Raw genomic sequence first — 16,408 nt, 5'->3', positions numbered from 1 at the left:
AAGGCTCAGATATCGGAGGGGCGGGGCAGGCAGTCAAGTTCATTCTCGAGATCCCTAAGTTGAAAGCGCTCCGCGAGCGCACGCAGTGCATCGATTTGCCGCACCAAAGTGGGATGATCCTTGCGCGCCGCATCGAGTAGATCGACCACGCCCTGCACATACCCGACGTCGAGATGCTCGCGTATGCCCCGCAAGATCGGTTCCGGCAAAGCGAGCCTGAGCTCCCCGGCCGACTGCGCAGGCACGACAGTTACGTCCGACGTCTTGGAAGAAACCCATTCGAGCGATAGCAATTGTGCGAGCTTGTCGAGCAGCAGGTTCACACGCAGTGGTTTGGCCAGGTAGCCGGCGCATCGTGTCGCACTGGCACGTTCGCGGTCGTCGGCGAACGCATTTGCCGAGAGCAGGAGGATGGGGGCAGCAGACAATTGGTTCTCGCTGATCAGACGGCTGGTTTCGTAACCGTCCATCAGCGGCATGGATATGTCCATGATGATGGCGTCGGCCAAGTTCCCTCCGAGCCATCGCAGGGCTTCCGGGCCACTGGCGACTTCAGTGACATCGAAGCCGAGCGGCGTGAGCAGTTGGACCACGATGCCTCGCTGGTCCGCGAGATCGTCCACCACCAGGATGGTGCGGCGCGGTCCCACATACCCACGGATGCCCGCCAATTCCGTGTACATGTCGGGCGGGCTTTGTATGGCCGGCGCGAACAGCTTCACGACGAAGCGTGTGCCACGTCCGACCTCGCTGTCGACTTCCAGACTGCCGCCTAGCGCGTGGGTCAGCAATCGGCAGATCGTCAGCCCCAGGCCCGCGCCGTGATCGTCCGCATGCGTGGCGTTTCCACGCTCGAACGGCAGGAACAGTCTCGCCATTTCCCCCGGTGGGATGCCGGGGCCGGTGTCGATGACTTCGAGCTTCAGTGTGTCCATGGCGTGACTCACACGCAAAGTCACTGTGCCCGCCGCGGTAAAGCGAATCGCATTGCCAATGAGATTGGTGAGAATCTGCCCGAGATACTTCTGATCGCACTTGACTGCGGCGGGAAATCGACCGATGACCTGGACGTCGAAAGCCAGCGCTTTTTCCATCGCGAGAGGACTCATCATCGACGATACGTGGGAGACGAAATCGTTCAGCGAAACGGCCGTGATGTTGAGCTGAAGCTTACCCGCTTCGATGCGTGCTACGTCCAGCAGTCCGTCGACAAGGGCTAGCAGGTGTTCTCCACTGCGATGAATCGTGCGAACGGCGTTATAGCGAGTCGCAGAGAGCTCGTCTTTGGCTTGCATCAGGAGCTGCGCGTAGCCAAGGATACTGTTCAGTGGCGTACGAAGCTCATGACTGAGTCCCGAGACGTAGCGACTCTTGGCCTGATTGGCCGACTCGGCAGCCGCTGTGGCGCGCTTGAGGGCTTCGTCCGTTTTCTGATGCGCTTCGATTTCCTGCATCAGCAAGTCGTTCTGCCGCTGCGACTCCTCTTCCGTAACGCGCCGACTCTCTCGTTCCAGTACGAACCACCAGGCCGCGATGCACCCGACAAGTGCGAGCGAAAAGAATATTTTCAGAAAGCTGCTCTCGATGACGGCGACTTCAGCCGTGCGGATCGACGCAACGCTTTGGGACCAGATCAGAAAGAGCACACCGGCGAGTACGGCAAGGATCGAAAACAGGAGGCTCGCGTATCGAATGAGGCGCAGCGCGGTCGGTCCGAGCCGAATGTTGGGAAAAATGCGATGCAGGGCATGGTCTGCCTGCGCCGAGAAACGTGCATGGGGTTTGCAGCGATCGTGACAACGCGAATCGAGGGAGCAACAAAGCGAGCATATCGTGCCGCCATATGCCGGACAGTGCGCCGTGTCTTCAGGCTCGAAGGCGTGCTCGCAGATCGCACAACGCAGCGACGTCGCGTCGCCGGTCGATTGCGGCTTTCGGGCGAGGTAGTACTTGCCGCGCGTTCCAATGGCGATGAGCGGAGCGCAAACGAATGCCGCGCCGAAGGCAAGAAACAGCGACATCGCCTCACAAAGTTCGCCAAGCACGCCGGCACGCGCGGTCAGCGCGGCGGCGACACCGAACAGCATGGCGCCGATGCCGACAGGGTTCACGTCGTAGAGGTGCGCGCGCTTGAACTCGATGTAACGTGGACTGAAACCAAGCGGTTTGTTGATGACGAGATCGGCACACAATGCACCGACCCACGCGACCGCTACATTCGCATACAGCGACAGCACTTTGCCGATAACGTCGAAGACGCCGATCTCGACGAGCAGCAACGCAATCATTACGTTGAAGACGAGCCACACGACGCGTCCGGGATGACTATGGGTGAGACGGGCAAAGAAGTTCGACCAGGCGAGCGATCCGGCGTAGGCGTTCGTGACATTGATCTTGAGCTGGGAGACGATGACGAACAACGTCATGGCCGGCAATGCCCAGCCCGCCAGTCCCGCCGGATCGAGCAAGATGTGATACGCGACGAGATACATCTGCGTGGGCTGTGCAGCCTGGCCGACATCGACTTCGTTCTGAATCGCGACGAACGCAAGGAATGCGCCGCCGAGCATTTTCAACGCGCCGGGCACGATCCACCCCGGCCCGGCGGACAGGAGTGCCAGCCACCACCGTTTTTTGTTTTTCGCCGTCAGGGGCGGTAAAAACCGAAGATAGTCCACCTGCTCGCCGATCTGAACGATCAGCGCGAAAACGACGGTCGACGCCTGCCCGAAAGCAATGATGCTGAACGCGCGGCCTTGCGGCGCAAATCCGGCAAAGGTGGTCCATTCAAGCACCAGTCCGGGGTGATGCCACAGCACGGCGACGTAGGGCGAAACGAACAGCAAGATCCACAAGGGCTGTGTCCAGCTTTGGAGCCGATTGATCAGTGTGATGCCGAACATCACCAACGGAATCACGATGAGCGAACTCACGACATACGCGATCGCCAGCGATATGTGGAAATAGAGCTGCAATGCGAGCGCCATGATGGCAGCTTCGAGCGCGAAGAAGAGAGACGTGAAGATCGCATAGAGGAACGACGTCACCGTCGAGCCGATGTAGCCGAATCCCGCGCCGCGGGTGAGCAGATCCATGTCCACGCCGTCACGCGCCGCGTAAAAGCTGATCGGCAAGCTCGTCAGAAAAATCAGAATCGAGACGACTGCAATGGCCCAGACGGCGTTCGTAAACCCGTAGTTGATGACAAGGCTGCCGCCGATGGCCTCAAGGACCAGAAACGACACGCCGCCGATCGCTGTGCTGGCGACGCGCGCTTCGGACCACCGCCGAAACGAGCGCGGTGTGAAGCGGAGCGCATAGTCTTCGAGCGTCTCGTCGCCGACCCAGGCGTTGTAATCGCGCCGCACCTTCACGATGCGCTGCGTGCTGGGCGCAGGGGCTGAATTTTGGTGCATCTCGGCCATGACAACGGGAAGACGATCCTGATTGGTGCAAAACGCCTCGGGTGCTAAGGGCAAAGCAAGTTACATTCCACCGCCCGCATCGGGGAATACGTCAATCGACGTATTTCGAGCGCCAATTTGGCTCCCTACATTGCGTTCAACCCCTTGAAACCAGCCCGCCGCGCCTTTGCACAGGGCCCAAGACCAGGAGAACGTGATGTCCGCAGACGATCAATTCGATGACGAGCGTATGGCTTCCCCGTTGCGCAGACGACTGCTCGGTGGCCTGGCTGCCGCGCCGCTCATGGCGCTTGGCCTGCCGCGCACCTCGTTCGCGCAGGTGCCGCCGACGGCCAAGGTCAATACGACGGGGCTCGCCGTGACGGACACCACCGTCACGGTCGGTCAGTTGCACTCCGCGACCGGCACGATGGCGATCTCGGAGACGGGGTCGATTCAGGCCGAGCGCCTTGCTATCGAGCAGATCAATGCGATGGGCGGCGTGCTCGGCCGCAAAATCAACATCATTCAGGAAGATGGCGCCTCCGACTGGCCGACGTACGCCGAAAAGTCGAAGAAGCTTCTTGAGAACGACCACGTGGCGGCGGTCTTCGGCTGCTGGACATCGGCCTCGCGCAAGGCCGTACTTCCCGTGTTCGAGAAGGACAACGGGTTGCTGTACTACCCCACGTTCTACGAAGGTCTGGAGCAGTCCAAGAACGTCTTCTACACCGGTCAGGAAGCCACGCAGCAGATTCTCTGGGCGCTCGACTGGGCGTCGAATACCAAGAAGGCCAAAACCTTCTTCCTGATCGGCTCCGACTACATCTGGCCGCGCACGTCGAACAAGATTGCGCGACGTCACATCGAGCAGCATCTGCACGCGAAGGTCGTCGGGGAGGAGTATTACCCGCTCGGTACCACTGAATTCAATTCGCTGATGAACAAGATCAAGCTCGCGCGCCCCGACTGCATTTTCGCGACGGTGGTGGGCGGCTCGAACGTAGCGTTCTACAAGCAACTCAAGGCCGCGGGTATTACGCCTCAGAAACAGTTCCTGCTCACCCTCTCCGTGACGGAAGACGAAGTGCTCGGCATCGGCGGAGAAAACTTCGCGGGCTTCTACTCCTCGATGAAGTACTTCCAGTCGCTGGATAACGACAACAACAAGAAGTTCGTTTCGGCCTTCAAGGCGCGCTATGGGGCGAAGTCGGTGATCGGCGACGTAACGCAGGCCGCTTACCTCGGGCCGTGGATCTGGAAAGCCGCGTGCGAGCGCGCGGGCAGCTTCGACGTGAACAAGGTGGTGGCCGCTTCGAAGGACATCGAACTGGCGAATGCACCGCAAGGCTACGCCAAGGTCGACGCCAACCACCACCTATGGAGCCGCTCGCTGATCGGTGAAGGGCAGGCCGACGGTCAGTTCAAAGTCGTGGCGAGTTCGCCGGAGCCGATCCATCCGGATCCGTTCCCGAAGGGCTACATGTAATCCGTCAACCTGCACAGGCGCGATGGCCGCCAGGCCGTCGCGCGAGGAGCGTCAGATGTCAGCCAACGACATTTTCAATATCACTCTGATGCAGGGCTTCGCCGGACTGAGCCTGTTCAGCGTTCTCCTGCTCATGGGGCTCGGGCTCGCCGTGATCTTCGGGCAGATGGGCGTCATCAACATGGCGCACGGCGAGTTCATGACCATTGGCGCCTATACCGTCTACATGTTCTCGTGGGTGACCCAGAACGTCTGGCCGGTGTTTGCGCCGGTGTACTTCTTTTTCGCCATTGTCGCCGCCTTCGTGCTCGCTTTTGGTGCGGGATGGCTCGCGGAATGGGCGCTTATCCGTCACCTGTATCGTCGCCCGCTCGACACACTGCTTGCTACCTGGGGCCTGAGCCTTGGCATGCAGCAGGTGTTCCGTTCGACGTTCGGCCCCAAGGAGGTCAGCCCCGCGCTGCCCGACTGGCTCATGGGGTCGTGGGAGCCGACACCGGGCCTCGATATTCCGATCAGCGGCATGTTTGTGATGGCGCTGGCGCTTGTGATGACAGGGGGCTTGCTGCTCGCGCTTTACCGCTCGCGCTGGGGGCTACGGGTGCGGGCGACGGTCGCGAACCGGCCCATGGCGAACGCCGCAGGCATCAACACGCGTCGCACCGACCGCATGACGTTCGCCATTGGCTGCGGTATTGCGGGGGTAGCGGGGGCGGGGTTCACCGCGATCGGTTCGACCGGCCCCACCAGCGGTTCGCTCTACATCGTCGATTCGTTCTTGGTCGTGACGTTCGGCGGCGCAGCGAGCCTGCTCGGCACGGTCGCGTCTGCGTTCGGCATTGCGCAAATGCAGTCGATCAGCGAGTTCTTCCTATCCGGCTCTATCGCGCGTGTCCTCACGCTGCTGACCGTTGTGGTCATTCTGATGTTGCGCCCGCAAGGCTTGTTCGCGTCAAAGGTGCGACGCGTCTGACGTGCTCATCCGAAATGCTTATCCGAATGAATCCATCCGACACCTCGCGCAGCGCCAGCCAACACGCGGCGATCGCACCAAACGATCGTCAACCGATTCATCTGTAAGGAGAGATGTACATGGAACCCATCCAAACGGCGACGGGCGGCGTCTCCCTCCGGGCCGAGGCCGGCGAAGCGCGCGAAGCGTGCGAGTCGCGCGTCGCGCCCCGTGGCTGGCGCGCGCTCGCAGCGCGCTTCGACGCATCGGGCTATGCGGGCATCGTGATCCTCGCGCTACTGATTGTCGTAGTGTTCCCGATAGCGCTCGACACGTTTCGGCTGAACCTCATGGGCAAGTACCTGACGTATGCGTTCGTCGCCATCGGGCTGGTGATCGCATGGGGTTACGGTGGGGTGCTCAGCCTCGGTCAGGGCGTTTTCTTCGGCCTCGGGGGCTATGCGATGGCGATGTTTCTCAAGCTCGAGGCATCGAGTGCCGCGGCCACGAGTACGCAGACCACCCCCGGCATTCCGGACTTCATGGATTGGAATCAGCTCACGGCATTGCCCGATTGGTGGCGACCGTTCCACTACCTTCCGCTATCGGTTATCGCGGTCCTGGTCGTACCGACTGCGCTCGCATTCGTCATCGGCTACGCAATGTTCAAACGACGTGTGGGGGGCGTGTACTTCGCCATCATCACGCAAGCTGTCGCCCTGATTCTTTCTGTATTGATCATCGGGCAGCAGGGATATACCGGGGGCGTGAATGGCATTACCGACCTGCGCACGCTGCTTGGCTGGGACATTCGGACAGACCACGCGAAGTTGATTCTCTATTTCGTCAACGCGGCGCTGCTGATCGTCGCGTTGCTGGCGTGTCGCTGGGTGCAGCGAGGCAAGCTCGGCACGCTCTTGCTGGCCATGCGCGACAAGGAGGACCGGGTGCGCTTCTCGGGATATGACGTCTCGATGTTCAAGGTCTTCTCGTTTTGCCTTGCGGCAACGCTTGCGGCGGTCGGCGGCGCGATGTTCACACTCCAGGTCGGCTTCATGTCGCCGTCCTTTGTCGGCATCGTGCCGTCCATCGAGATGGTGATCTACGCCGCAGTCGGGGGGCGGATGTCGCTGGTCGGCGCGGTATACGGCGCGATCCTCGTCAATCTCGGCAAGAGCTGGTTTTCCGAGAGCTTTCCGAACCTCTGGTTGTACCTGATGGCCGCCATGTTCATCGGTGTGGTGATGGCCTTCCCGAACGGTCTGGCAGGACTCTACGAGGCGCACGTGCGCCCGCGCATTCGCCGGTTCCTCGGCGTTGAGAAAAGGGAGGCGTGACACATGAGCAACACCGACTTTCTTCTGGCGATTGAAGATCTGAGCGTGTCGTTTGACGGGTTCAAAGCCATCGATTCGTTGAATCTGTATCTGGAGCGAGGCGAACTGCGCGTTGTCATCGGCCCGAACGGGGCGGGAAAAACAACGTTGCTCGATCTCATCTGCGGCAAGACGAAGGAGACGACGGGCAGCATCAAGTTCCGTAACGAAGAAATCACGAAGCTCGCCGAGTTTCGGCGTGTGCACAAAGGTATCGGACGAAAGTTCCAGACGCCGTCGATTTACGAAAACCTGAGCGTGGCGCAGAACCTCGAAGTGTCGTTTCCACGCGGGCGGGGTGTGTTGGGCGCGCTTTTCTACCGGACCGACGCCGAGGTTGCCGATCGCGTGCGCGCGGTCGCCGACGAAATCGGCCTTGCGGCGTTGCTCGATCTTGAAGCCGGTCTGCTTTCGCACGGCCAGAAGCAGTGGCTGGAAATCGGCATGCTGCTGATGCAGGACCCCGAGCTTCTGATGCTGGACGAGCCGATCGCCGGCATGAGCGCGCGCGAGCGTGAGCTGACGGCGGAGTTGCTCGACCGGATTTGCCGTCATCGCTCGATGATCGTCATTGAGCATGACATGGCGTTTGTCGAGCGTATCGCGCATAAGGTCACCGTCATGCACCAGGGGAAGATCCTCGCCGAAGGCCCAATGGCCAAGGTGCAGTCCGATCCGCGCGTGATCGATGTTTATCTTGGGCATTGATCGGAGGACACATCATGTTGGAAGTCGACGATCTGGTCGTCAGCTACGGCCAGAGCGAAGTGCTGCACGGTATCGGCTTTACCGTCGCCAGCGGTGAAAGCGTGGCGGTCATGGGCCGCAACGGCATGGGTAAGACAACGCTCTTCAAATCGCTGATCGGCATGTTGCCCGCCAATCGCGGCACCGTGCGGGTCGGCGGCGTGGATGTCTCGAAAGCGGAGAGCTACCGGCGTGTGGCGAGCGGTATCGGGTATGTCCCGCAGGGGCGCCGGGGGTGTCAGAAATTCCGTGTTCAAGGCGGGGTTGAGGTTTACACGGATGGCCGGACGAAACGATCCTCGTAAAGGATAGCGAATTGGTTCATAGCTGTCTTCCAATCTTGAGCGGCGCGGCCCCAATCTGCGGTGATGTTACGCAGCGCCAGCCAGATCAGCTTTGTTGCCGCATCATCGGTTGGGAAATGGCCTCGGGTCTTGATGATCTTGCGAAGCTGCGAGTTGATGTTCTCAATAGCGTTCGTTGTGTAGATCACCCGGCGCACAGCGGGCGGGAACGCGAAGAACGGAATGACACGATCCCAGGCATTGCGCCACGCGGCACTGACCGGCGGGAATTTCTGGCCCCACGGCCCTTGGGAAAATGCGTCCAATTCGGCCAGAGCCGCCTCGGCGCTTGGTGCCGTATAGATCGGCTTGATTGCGGCGGCCAGCCCCTTACGATCCTTCCAGCTCGCGTAATCCAAACTGTTGCGGATCAGGTGGACGATGCACGTTTGCAACGTCGTCGCTGGAAACACCGCGGCTAACGCCTCGGGCATGCCTTTGAGGCCGTCAGTCACAGCAATCAGGATGTCGCCCACGCCGCGCGTTTTCAGATCGTTGAACACTTTCATCCAGAACTTGGCCCCCTCGGTGTTCTCGATCCACAGGCCCAGGATGTCGCGCGTGCCGTCGGGCAGAATGCCCAGCGCGAGATAAATGGCCTTGTTACGCACGACGGCATCCTCGCGGATCTTCACGCGCAGCGCGTCGAAGAACACGACCGGATACATCGGCTCAAGTGGCCGAGCCTGCCACGCCGTGACTTCAGCCATCACTTCGTCAGTGACTGAGCTGATGAACTCGGGCGAGACCTCGGTGCCGTACTGCTCCAGAACAAAGCCCTGAATCTCGCGCACGGTCATACCCCGGGCGTACATGGCGACTATCTTGTCGTCGAAGCCTGTAAAGCGTCGTTCGTGTTTGGGGATCAACAGTGGTTCGAAGCTGCCATCACGGTCGCGGGGCACCCCGATGCGAATCGGGCCGCCTTCAGTCAGAACCGTCTTGGCGCCTTTGCCATTGCGCTGATTGGTCACGCTGGCCGGTTTGGCCGCGCCAGGCGCGTAGCCGAGATGGTGATTGAGCTCGCCCCCCAGCGCGCGTTCTATGAGCGCCTTCTTGAGCGCAAGCGTCGCGGCGTGGATGGCTTCGGCCGTCATCGGGCCGTTACCGAATTGTTCAAGCAATTCAGCGGGAATTGCCGGTAGCTCTACCGGCGGGGTCTTCGGTTTGCGAGGCATAGTCACTCCTTGGCGACATGTTATGCCTCAAACACGAAATTAATGACAGGCCCGGGGCGCCAGATCTTTGCCTCGCTCACCGTCGAAGAAAACATTCAAACCGGGCTCGAGCATGCCGGGAGTCAGTCGGTTCCCGACGATCTCTACGCACTGTTCCCTGTTTTGTTCGACATGCGCCGCCGCAAAGGCGGCAACCTCTCCGGCGGTCAGCAACAGCAGCTCGCGATTGCCCGTGCGCTCGCGACCGACCCCAAGGTACTGCTGCTCGACGAGCCGACCGAAGGTATCCAGCCCTCCGTCATCAAGGACATCGCCCGCGCGCTCAACCAGATACGTATGACGCGCAACATCGCCGTCGTCGTTTCCGAACAGGTGTTGAGCTTCGCCATGGACGTTGCGGACCGATTGTTCGTGATCGAAGGCGGGCGCTTCGTTCATCAAAGTACGCGCGAGGCCGGTGATACCAACCGCATTCGCGAATACCTCTCTGTTTAACCCGGCGCCGGGTGGCGTCAATTCGATGGCCGGTGTGTGCCACATCGGCACTTAATATCAGGAGCGAGTGCAATGGCCGAAACTCTCATCAAGGTCGACCTGAACCAATCCGCGTACGAAAACGAGCAGGTGCACAACCGTTGGCACCCGGACATTCCGATGGCGTGCTGGGTCAATCCCGGCGACGATTTCATTCTCGAAACGTACGACTGGACTGGCGGCTTCATCAAGAACGACGACAGTGCCGACGACGTGCGCGACATCGATCTGTCCATCGTGCATTTTCTATCGGGGCCGGTGGGTGTCCATGGTGCCGAGCCGGGCGACCTGCTGGTCGTCGACCTGCTCGACATCGGCGCAAAGTCCGATAGCCAGTGGGGCTTTAACGGCTTCTTCTCGAAGACGAATGGCGGTGGTTTCCTCACCGACCACTTTCCGCACGCACAGAAGTCGATCTGGGATTTTCACGGGCTCTATACGAGTTCGCGCCACATCCCGGGGGTCAATTTTGCCGGGCTGATTCACCCGGGGCTGATCGGTTGTCTGCCGGATCCGAAGTTGCTCCAGACCTGGAACGAGCGCGAAGTCGGTCTCATCGCAACGGAACCGGATCGCGTCCCGCCGCTCGCCAACCCGCCTTTTGCCGCCACGGCACATATGGGAAAGCTGACGGGCGATGCGCGGAATCAGGCCGCAGCGCAGGGCGCGCGCACAGTGCCGCCGCGCGAGCATGGCGGCAACTGCGACATCAAGGATCTGTCGCGCGGCTCGAAGGTGTTCTTCCCGGTGTATGTCGACGGTGCTGGCCTTTCCGTGGGGGATCTTCACTTCAGCCAGGGCGACGGTGAAATCACGTTCTGCGGCGCTATCGAAATGGCGGGATGGGTGCACATGCGCGTGAATGTCATCAAGGGGGGCATGGCGAAGTACGGTATTCGAAATCCCGTGTTTCAACCGAGCCCCATTACGCCGGCATACAACGACTACCTGATTTTCGAAGGTATCTCGGTCGACGAGCAGGGCGGGCAGCACTATCTGGATGTCACGGTGGCTTACCGTCAGGCGTGTCTGAACGCCATCGAGTATCTGAAGAAGTTCGGGTACTCGGGGGCGCAGGCCTATTCGTTGCTGGGATGTGCGCCGGTGCAGGGGCACATCAGCGGTGTCGTCGATATTCCGAACGCCTGTGCGACGTTGTGGTTGCCAACGCAGATCTTCGACTTCGACATTCGTCCCAATGCCGATGGACCGATTCGTCATGTGAAAGGCGGTGTGGACATGCCGTGTTCGCCGGATCTGGTAAAGGCATGATGCCGCGTGCGTCGCACGGGTCGTCATGAGTGAGCGCCGACGACTTTCGCAAACAAGATAAGGCAGCAGGAGGCCGAGATGCCGATTTACGACTTCGAATGTGCGACGTGCGGACCGTTCGCCGTCATGCGCCGTATCGCGGATCGCGACACGGCGTGCCACTGCCCGGCATGCGGCAGTGAGGGATCGCGCGTGATCACGGCGCCGTCGCTGGCGTTGATGGGGAGCGCGCGTCGCACGGCACACGCGACGAACGAGCGGGCAGCCCATGCGCCGCGTCATTCCGGCGACGGGCCTTCGTCTCGGCACCGGCCAGGGTGTAGCTGCTGCTCAGGCTCAAAGGCGTCACTGCCTGGGGCATCCGGCGGGACCGGGGCGATATGTGGCACCGGTGCGGCGGGTGGGCTGAAACGTCCGCAGGGGCGGCCCTGGATGATCAGTCATTGATGCATTGACTTGATTCGCTGCGGCCTCGCGGATCGGCTGTGCGAATCGATTGCGACACTTTAAGGAGAGGGGTTCCATGCGACATGGGGATATTTCGAGTAGCCGCGACGGCGTCGGCGTTGCGGTCGTCAACTACAAGATGCCGCGACTTCACACGAAAGCCGAGGTATTGGAAAACGCGCGAAAGATCGCCGACATGGTGGTCGGCATGAAGCAGGGGTTGCCCGGTATGGATCTCGTGATTTTTCCCGAGTATTCCACGCACGGGATCATGTACGACCGACAGGAGATGTTCGATACGGCGTCGACGGTGCCGGGGGAGGAGACCGATATTTTCGCTGCGGCCTGTCGACGGGCGAACGTCTGGGGCGTGTTTTCGCTCACGGGCGAGCGACACGAGGATCATCCGAACAAGGTGCCGTACAACACGCTGGTGCTCATCGACAATCGCGGGGAGATCGTGCAGAAATATCGCAAGATCATGCCGTGGACGCCCATCGAAGGCTGGTATCCCGGGGACCGGACTTATGTGACCGAGGGACCCAAGAGGCTGAAGATCAGCCTGATTATTTGCGATGACGGCAACTATCCCGAGATATGGCGGGACTGCACGATGAACGGGGCCGAGCTGGTGGTGCGCTGTCAGGGGTATATGTATCCGGCCAAGGACCAGCAAGTGCTCGTGGCAAAAGCGATGGCATGGATGAACAACACCTATGTGGCGGTGGCGAATGCGACCGGCTGGGACGGTGTCTATTCGTACTTCGGCCATTCGGCGATCGTCGGCTTCGATGGCAGGACGTTAGGGGAATGTGGCGAGGAGGAGATGGGGGTGCAGTATGCCGAGCTGTCCGTCAGTGCGATTCGCGACGCGCGCAAGCACATGCAATCGCAAAATCATTTATACAAGTTGCTTCATCGGGGATACACGGGGAGTATCAATTCGGGTGAGAGCGTGAATGGCGTGGCGCAATGCCCGTTCGGTTTCTATCGGGACTGGGTGATGGACCCCGAAGGCACGCGACGCAAGGTGGAGGCGATGACCCGCAGCACACCGGGCACGGCGGAGTGCCCGATAGACGGTATTCCTCACGCGCAATAGTCACCTTCCGGCTCCGGCGCGGCGTGGCGTCCCAGGCAACGGGGGGCGTGCCGCGCGCTCACATGCCTTGTCTGCGCGGGGGAGGTAAGCGGCATCGCTTCGCCGACTCCGCCCCCGCTTCTGTCTTTCGGGATTAGTGCGCGGGGACCATGCCGTCCTTCGCCATGAGCGTCAGGTTCCCACCCATGCGTGGATCCTCGAACGGGCCATAGCTATGCATTTCGTCGAAGTTCGCGGGATGGGGCGAGCGCAGTCGGTAGAACTCCACCCAGCCGCTGGATCCCTTGGGTTCCGCCTTCTCCTGCTTCGCCCCGGCTTGCTCGGAGAACCATGACGGATCGCGATAGCCGGAAGCGACCCGTTCGGCGAGACGCTCGATGGCCCCGTTGCGATACGAGTACCAGTCGCTGCCATCGATTCGGGCGAGCTCTGCCATCAAGACGAGGGGGGCCGTCGCGTAATCGTGATAGTGGAGTGCGCGACGCTTACGAGCCATTTCCATCGGAAGGCTTCCGTCGGGCTGGATATCGTCGATCCCTTTGCGATAAATACTCTGAGCCGTCTTGAGCAGCGTGTGGTCGTGGGTGGCGATTGCCGTGGCCATGATGCCGACGCCGGTCCAGTAGTAATGATTATTGCGCTTGTGTTTCGGGTCGTCCCAATACGTCATGTTGGCGCTGGAGAGTTTCTTGAGCCAGGTTTCGATCTCATGACGTTCTGTGGGCGTCGCGAGCGATTTCGTTTTCAGATAAGCCAGCGCTGCGGCCCCATGTGTCCACTGCCGCATGTAGTCGGACTGGTCGTTGTTGACGTGTTCCATGGTGCCCAGCATGGCGTCGTTGCGCGCCCAGTCGTCGAGCCAGGAAAGGGCGCAGTTGCCAGCTTCCACGTCATGTTTCCCGATAAGCGCGTCGGTCATATCACCGAGTTTGGTCGTGAAGGTGTTCAACGGTTTGACGGCGACTTCGTTCTGCGCCTTCAACTGCGGATCAATCCTGGAGCGCGCCGCATCGGTGTAATAGCCGAGCGCGCGAATGTCGCGACTGGCCGTCGGAGGCGCAGCACAATCGAGCTCGCCAGCGAACGACGTTGCGCTAACCATCATGGCGCAGGCGAGTGCAGCGAGTGTGGCCACGCGGCGCGCGCGGGGCTTCGCGGCACAGGGGGATGAAAGGCGGGGGGGCATAAGAGGGGCACGGTTAAACATGGAGTGATCTCCGGCATGTATGCCTGACAGAAAGCGGTAGATAGCGTGCCTGGTTTGTGAGGCCGCCTCAAAGAAAGCGAGATGATCCGAATTGGATGACTGAGGGGATGTCATGGCCTTGCACTGCACGGGCCTCGCTTCACGACGGATAGCTCGTCTCGCCAGAACTCATCTTATGGCGGAACACTTACGTGTCGATATGAGTGGTCACCGGTGTGAGGGAAATGACGATGCGTGCCTCCGAAAGCCTATTTTCCTTCATTGCAGATTCATTTGAATTGAATCGATAAAAATACGACGGATTCTCAATTTTCGACGGTTGGCATGTGCTGCGGAATCAATAAATTCAATCGAATTCAAAAAAATCTCAAGGTGTGACGCCGGTGCCGGAGATTGCTGAATTTCTCCTCACATTATCCACACTGTGCGCAGGCTCGGGCCGCAATAATGATCGCGAGCTTCGTGGTGATACGGGGTTGCGTGGGGGATGTTCGAAAATACCGAATTTTAGAATTTTTTATGATTGAAGTGGCAGCATGTTAATAAGAGTGCGGCAGATAAGGTGGTATTTGTTATGTTTGTTCGTTTTAGGTGTGATTTTATTTTTGGATGATGAGAATCTGGTTTCGGCATATTCGATTTTCATCGGTTTTTATCTTCCGTTATCTATGGTTTGTGTTTGGGAATTTAATTAAGGCACGGAGTGCTGGTAATGAGATGGTGGATCTGGATGGCGCCGATTCAGAATTAAGATCGCTGGCGCTTATTGTTTTCGTTTTGGCGTCTTATTTCTTCTTCACTTCTTATTCGGGGGGAGCGCTTCGAACTTGCGGTGTGTTCGGGCATTCTGGCGCTTTTGGGAGGGGAGCGGTTCATCAGAAAGGTCAGTGCGGTGTGATTTGTCGCAGGCTGAGAATCCTTTGAACCATGCACGCGTGCGGGTTTTCCTAAGACGCAAGAAATCCGCCGTCGGCGGTCAGAACGTGGCCGACGATATAGGACGCCTCGTCCGAGGCCAGCCAGATGACCGCTTCGGCGACTTCTTCCGGTTGGCCCATCCGCCGCAATGGCAGCGCAGCAGCAACGCTGGACATGTCCGCGATGCCGGAAGCGACCATCATGTCGGTGACCACCCGCCCTGGCGCGACGGCATTGATTCGAATGCCCCGTGGCGCGCATTCCATGGCGGCCGAGCGCATTAACGAGATGACGGCGGCTTTGGACGCCGAGTAAAGCGCCAGACCGGGATTGGGATTTCTCACGCCACTGACAGAGGCGTTGATGACGACGCGTCCGCCCCCGCTTTTTTCCATCGCCGGAATTTGGTGCTTCAGGCAAAGAAACACCGATCGTACGTTGGTATCGAATACGCTGGCGTAGACCGAAGCGTCCTGAGCGTCGATGGGCGCGCGTCGTTCCTGAAAACCGGCATTGTTGAACGCAACGTCAAGTTGCCCGAATCGGGTCGTGACGATGTGAATGAGGTGTGCGATGTCCTCTTCGCGCGTCACATCCGTTTTCACAAAAATGGCATCGCTCCCCATCGCCCGGCATTCCGCTGCCACGGCCCCGCCTTCCTCCTGACGCCGCCCGGCGATGATCACGGCCGCAGCGCCCTCGCTGGCCATTTAGATGGCCGTCGCACGACCGATACCGCTTCCGCCGCCCGTGACCAGACCCACTTGCCTCTCCATGCGCGGACGTCGAAAACCACGTTTCTCGGGCTGCATAAGGCCTCCGGGGTTTTGTGAGATTGCCTGAATCGTCAGCGTCCCATCTCTGCGAATTTCTACCTTCCGGGATGTCGACAGGGCGTAAGATATTAGTTGTATCGTACAACATTATTGCGAGATATCAACCATGCCAAAATACGACATCGAATTGCTCGACAGCATACGTGCGGCCTCGCGGCAAATGGTGCGTGAGCTGGGATTCATGCAGCCAACGCTCGCGCAGACGGGGTATTCGGCGTCGGCTGTTCACGCGATCATGGAAATCGGCGCCCGGCGCTCGGTGACATCCGCTTATCTGGGCGAATACCTGAGGCTGGACAGGTCGAGCGTTAGCCGAATGGTGCGAAAACTGGTGATCGCAGGGGAACTGAAGGAGACGCCCGGTCGAGACGACGCGCGCGAAAAACTGTTGTCGTTGACGCCGCGCGGCAGACGTACGCTCGCCGCGATCCACGCGTTCGGAAGACGCCAGGTCAGTGGCGCGCTGGATCATATGAGTGAAGCGGAACGGGACGCAGTCGTTCGAGGGCTTGCAATTTACGCGCGGGCCCTACAGGAGGTCGGGCAGGGCGAGCCCAAACGCCTGACGACATGAGGCAGCATCGGTTTTCAGTATTTGCTTA

12 protein-coding genes and 2 pseudogenes are annotated in these 16,408 nt (G+C 59.9%); 10 read left to right on the top strand and 4 right to left on the bottom strand.

Features of this window, described 5'->3' with window-relative positions; translation table 11 throughout:
- Nucleotides 1-5: 5 nt before the first annotated feature.
- On the bottom strand, nt 6-3,425 hold the full coding sequence (locus tag MB84_RS15255; protein ID WP_046292385.1) for a hybrid sensor histidine kinase/response regulator: 3,420 nt from the start codon (nt 3,423-3,425) through the stop codon (nt 6-8).
- 196 nt (nt 3,426-3,621) lie between these two features.
- On the opposite strand from MB84_RS15255, the gene urtA reads away from it, so the two are divergent.
- The 5 genes and pseudogenes from urtA to MB84_RS15230 all read left to right on the top strand — a co-directional run.
- Nucleotides 3,622-4,893, top strand: coding sequence for an urea ABC transporter substrate-binding protein (gene urtA / locus MB84_RS15250; RefSeq protein WP_046292384.1), 1,272 nt, complete (start codon nt 3,622-3,624; stop codon nt 4,891-4,893).
- Nucleotides 4,894-4,948: 55 nt separating this feature from the next.
- Nucleotides 4,949-5,866 carry an urea ABC transporter permease subunit UrtB gene (gene urtB / locus MB84_RS15245; RefSeq protein ID WP_046293852.1) on the top strand — a complete coding sequence of 306 codons (918 nt, stop codon included), beginning with the start codon at nt 4,949-4,951 and terminating at the stop codon, nt 5,864-5,866.
- 119 nt (nt 5,867-5,985) lie between these two features.
- Nucleotides 5,986-7,182 carry an urea ABC transporter permease subunit UrtC gene (gene urtC / locus MB84_RS15240; protein ID WP_046293851.1) on the top strand — a complete coding sequence of 399 codons (1,197 nt, stop codon included), beginning with the start codon at nt 5,986-5,988 and terminating at the stop codon, nt 7,180-7,182.
- A 3-nt stretch (nt 7,183-7,185) separates the two neighbouring features.
- Complete coding sequence (gene urtD, locus MB84_RS15235; protein ID WP_039397531.1) at nt 7,186-7,929, top strand: urea ABC transporter ATP-binding protein UrtD; 744 nt, start codon at nt 7,186-7,188, stop codon at nt 7,927-7,929.
- A gap of 14 nt (nt 7,930-7,943) precedes the next feature.
- A pseudogene (locus MB84_RS15230) lies at nt 7,944-8,198 on the top strand (ATP-binding cassette domain-containing protein); the annotation flags it as partial.
- A 41-nt stretch (nt 8,199-8,239) separates the two neighbouring features.
- Here MB84_RS15230 and MB84_RS15225 read toward each other — a convergent pair.
- Nucleotides 8,240-9,490: an IS256 family transposase gene (locus MB84_RS15225; RefSeq protein WP_046290551.1), complete on the bottom strand. Its 1,251-nt coding sequence runs from the start codon at nt 9,488-9,490 to the stop codon at nt 8,240-8,242.
- 54 nt (nt 9,491-9,544) lie between these two features.
- Between MB84_RS15225 and MB84_RS31475 the strand changes: the two are divergent.
- The 4 genes and pseudogenes from MB84_RS31475 to MB84_RS15210 form a co-directional block, all read left to right on the top strand.
- Nucleotides 9,545-9,985: pseudogene (locus MB84_RS31475) on the top strand (ATP-binding cassette domain-containing protein); the annotation flags it as partial.
- A gap of 72 nt (nt 9,986-10,057) precedes the next feature.
- Entirely contained in the window at nt 10,058-11,296 is a 1,239-nt protein-coding gene (gene fmdA / locus MB84_RS15215) for a formamidase (protein WP_046292383.1), read from the top strand.
- 78 nt (nt 11,297-11,374) lie between these two features.
- The gene (locus tag MB84_RS29035) at nt 11,375-11,743 is read left to right on the top strand and encodes an FmdB family zinc ribbon protein (protein ID WP_046292382.1); all 369 of its coding nucleotides are present in this window, start codon (nt 11,375-11,377) and stop codon (nt 11,741-11,743) included.
- Between the two features lie 76 nt (nt 11,744-11,819).
- The gene (locus MB84_RS15210) at nt 11,820-12,845 is read left to right on the top strand and encodes an aliphatic amidase (RefSeq protein WP_046292381.1); all 1,026 of its coding nucleotides are present in this window, start codon (nt 11,820-11,822) and stop codon (nt 12,843-12,845) included.
- 133 nt (nt 12,846-12,978) lie between these two features.
- On the opposite strand, the gene MB84_RS15205 is transcribed toward MB84_RS15210, so the two are convergent.
- Nucleotides 12,979-13,980, bottom strand: a complete 1,002-nt coding sequence (locus MB84_RS15205; RefSeq protein ID WP_245725379.1) for an alginate lyase family protein — start codon at nt 13,978-13,980, stop codon at nt 12,979-12,981.
- Between the two features lie 1,019 nt (nt 13,981-14,999).
- Nucleotides 15,000-15,656 carry an SDR family NAD(P)-dependent oxidoreductase gene (locus MB84_RS15200; protein WP_245725378.1) on the bottom strand — a complete coding sequence of 219 codons (657 nt, stop codon included), beginning with the start codon at nt 15,654-15,656 and terminating at the stop codon, nt 15,000-15,002.
- Between the two features lie 256 nt (nt 15,657-15,912).
- Here MB84_RS15200 and MB84_RS15195 point away from each other — a divergent pair, with 256 nt between their 5' ends.
- A complete protein-coding gene (locus tag MB84_RS15195) occupies nt 15,913-16,380 on the top strand; it encodes a MarR family winged helix-turn-helix transcriptional regulator (RefSeq protein ID WP_052653417.1) in 468 nt (155 codons plus the stop codon).
- The last annotated feature ends 28 nt before the right edge of the window (nt 16,381-16,408 follow it).

Source organism: Pandoraea oxalativorans, assembly GCF_000972785.3.
GTDB lineage: Bacteria > Pseudomonadota > Gammaproteobacteria > Burkholderiales > Burkholderiaceae > Pandoraea > Pandoraea oxalativorans.
Note: the sequence above shows the minus strand (reverse complement) of the source record. Positions and strands in the feature narration are given on the sequence as shown.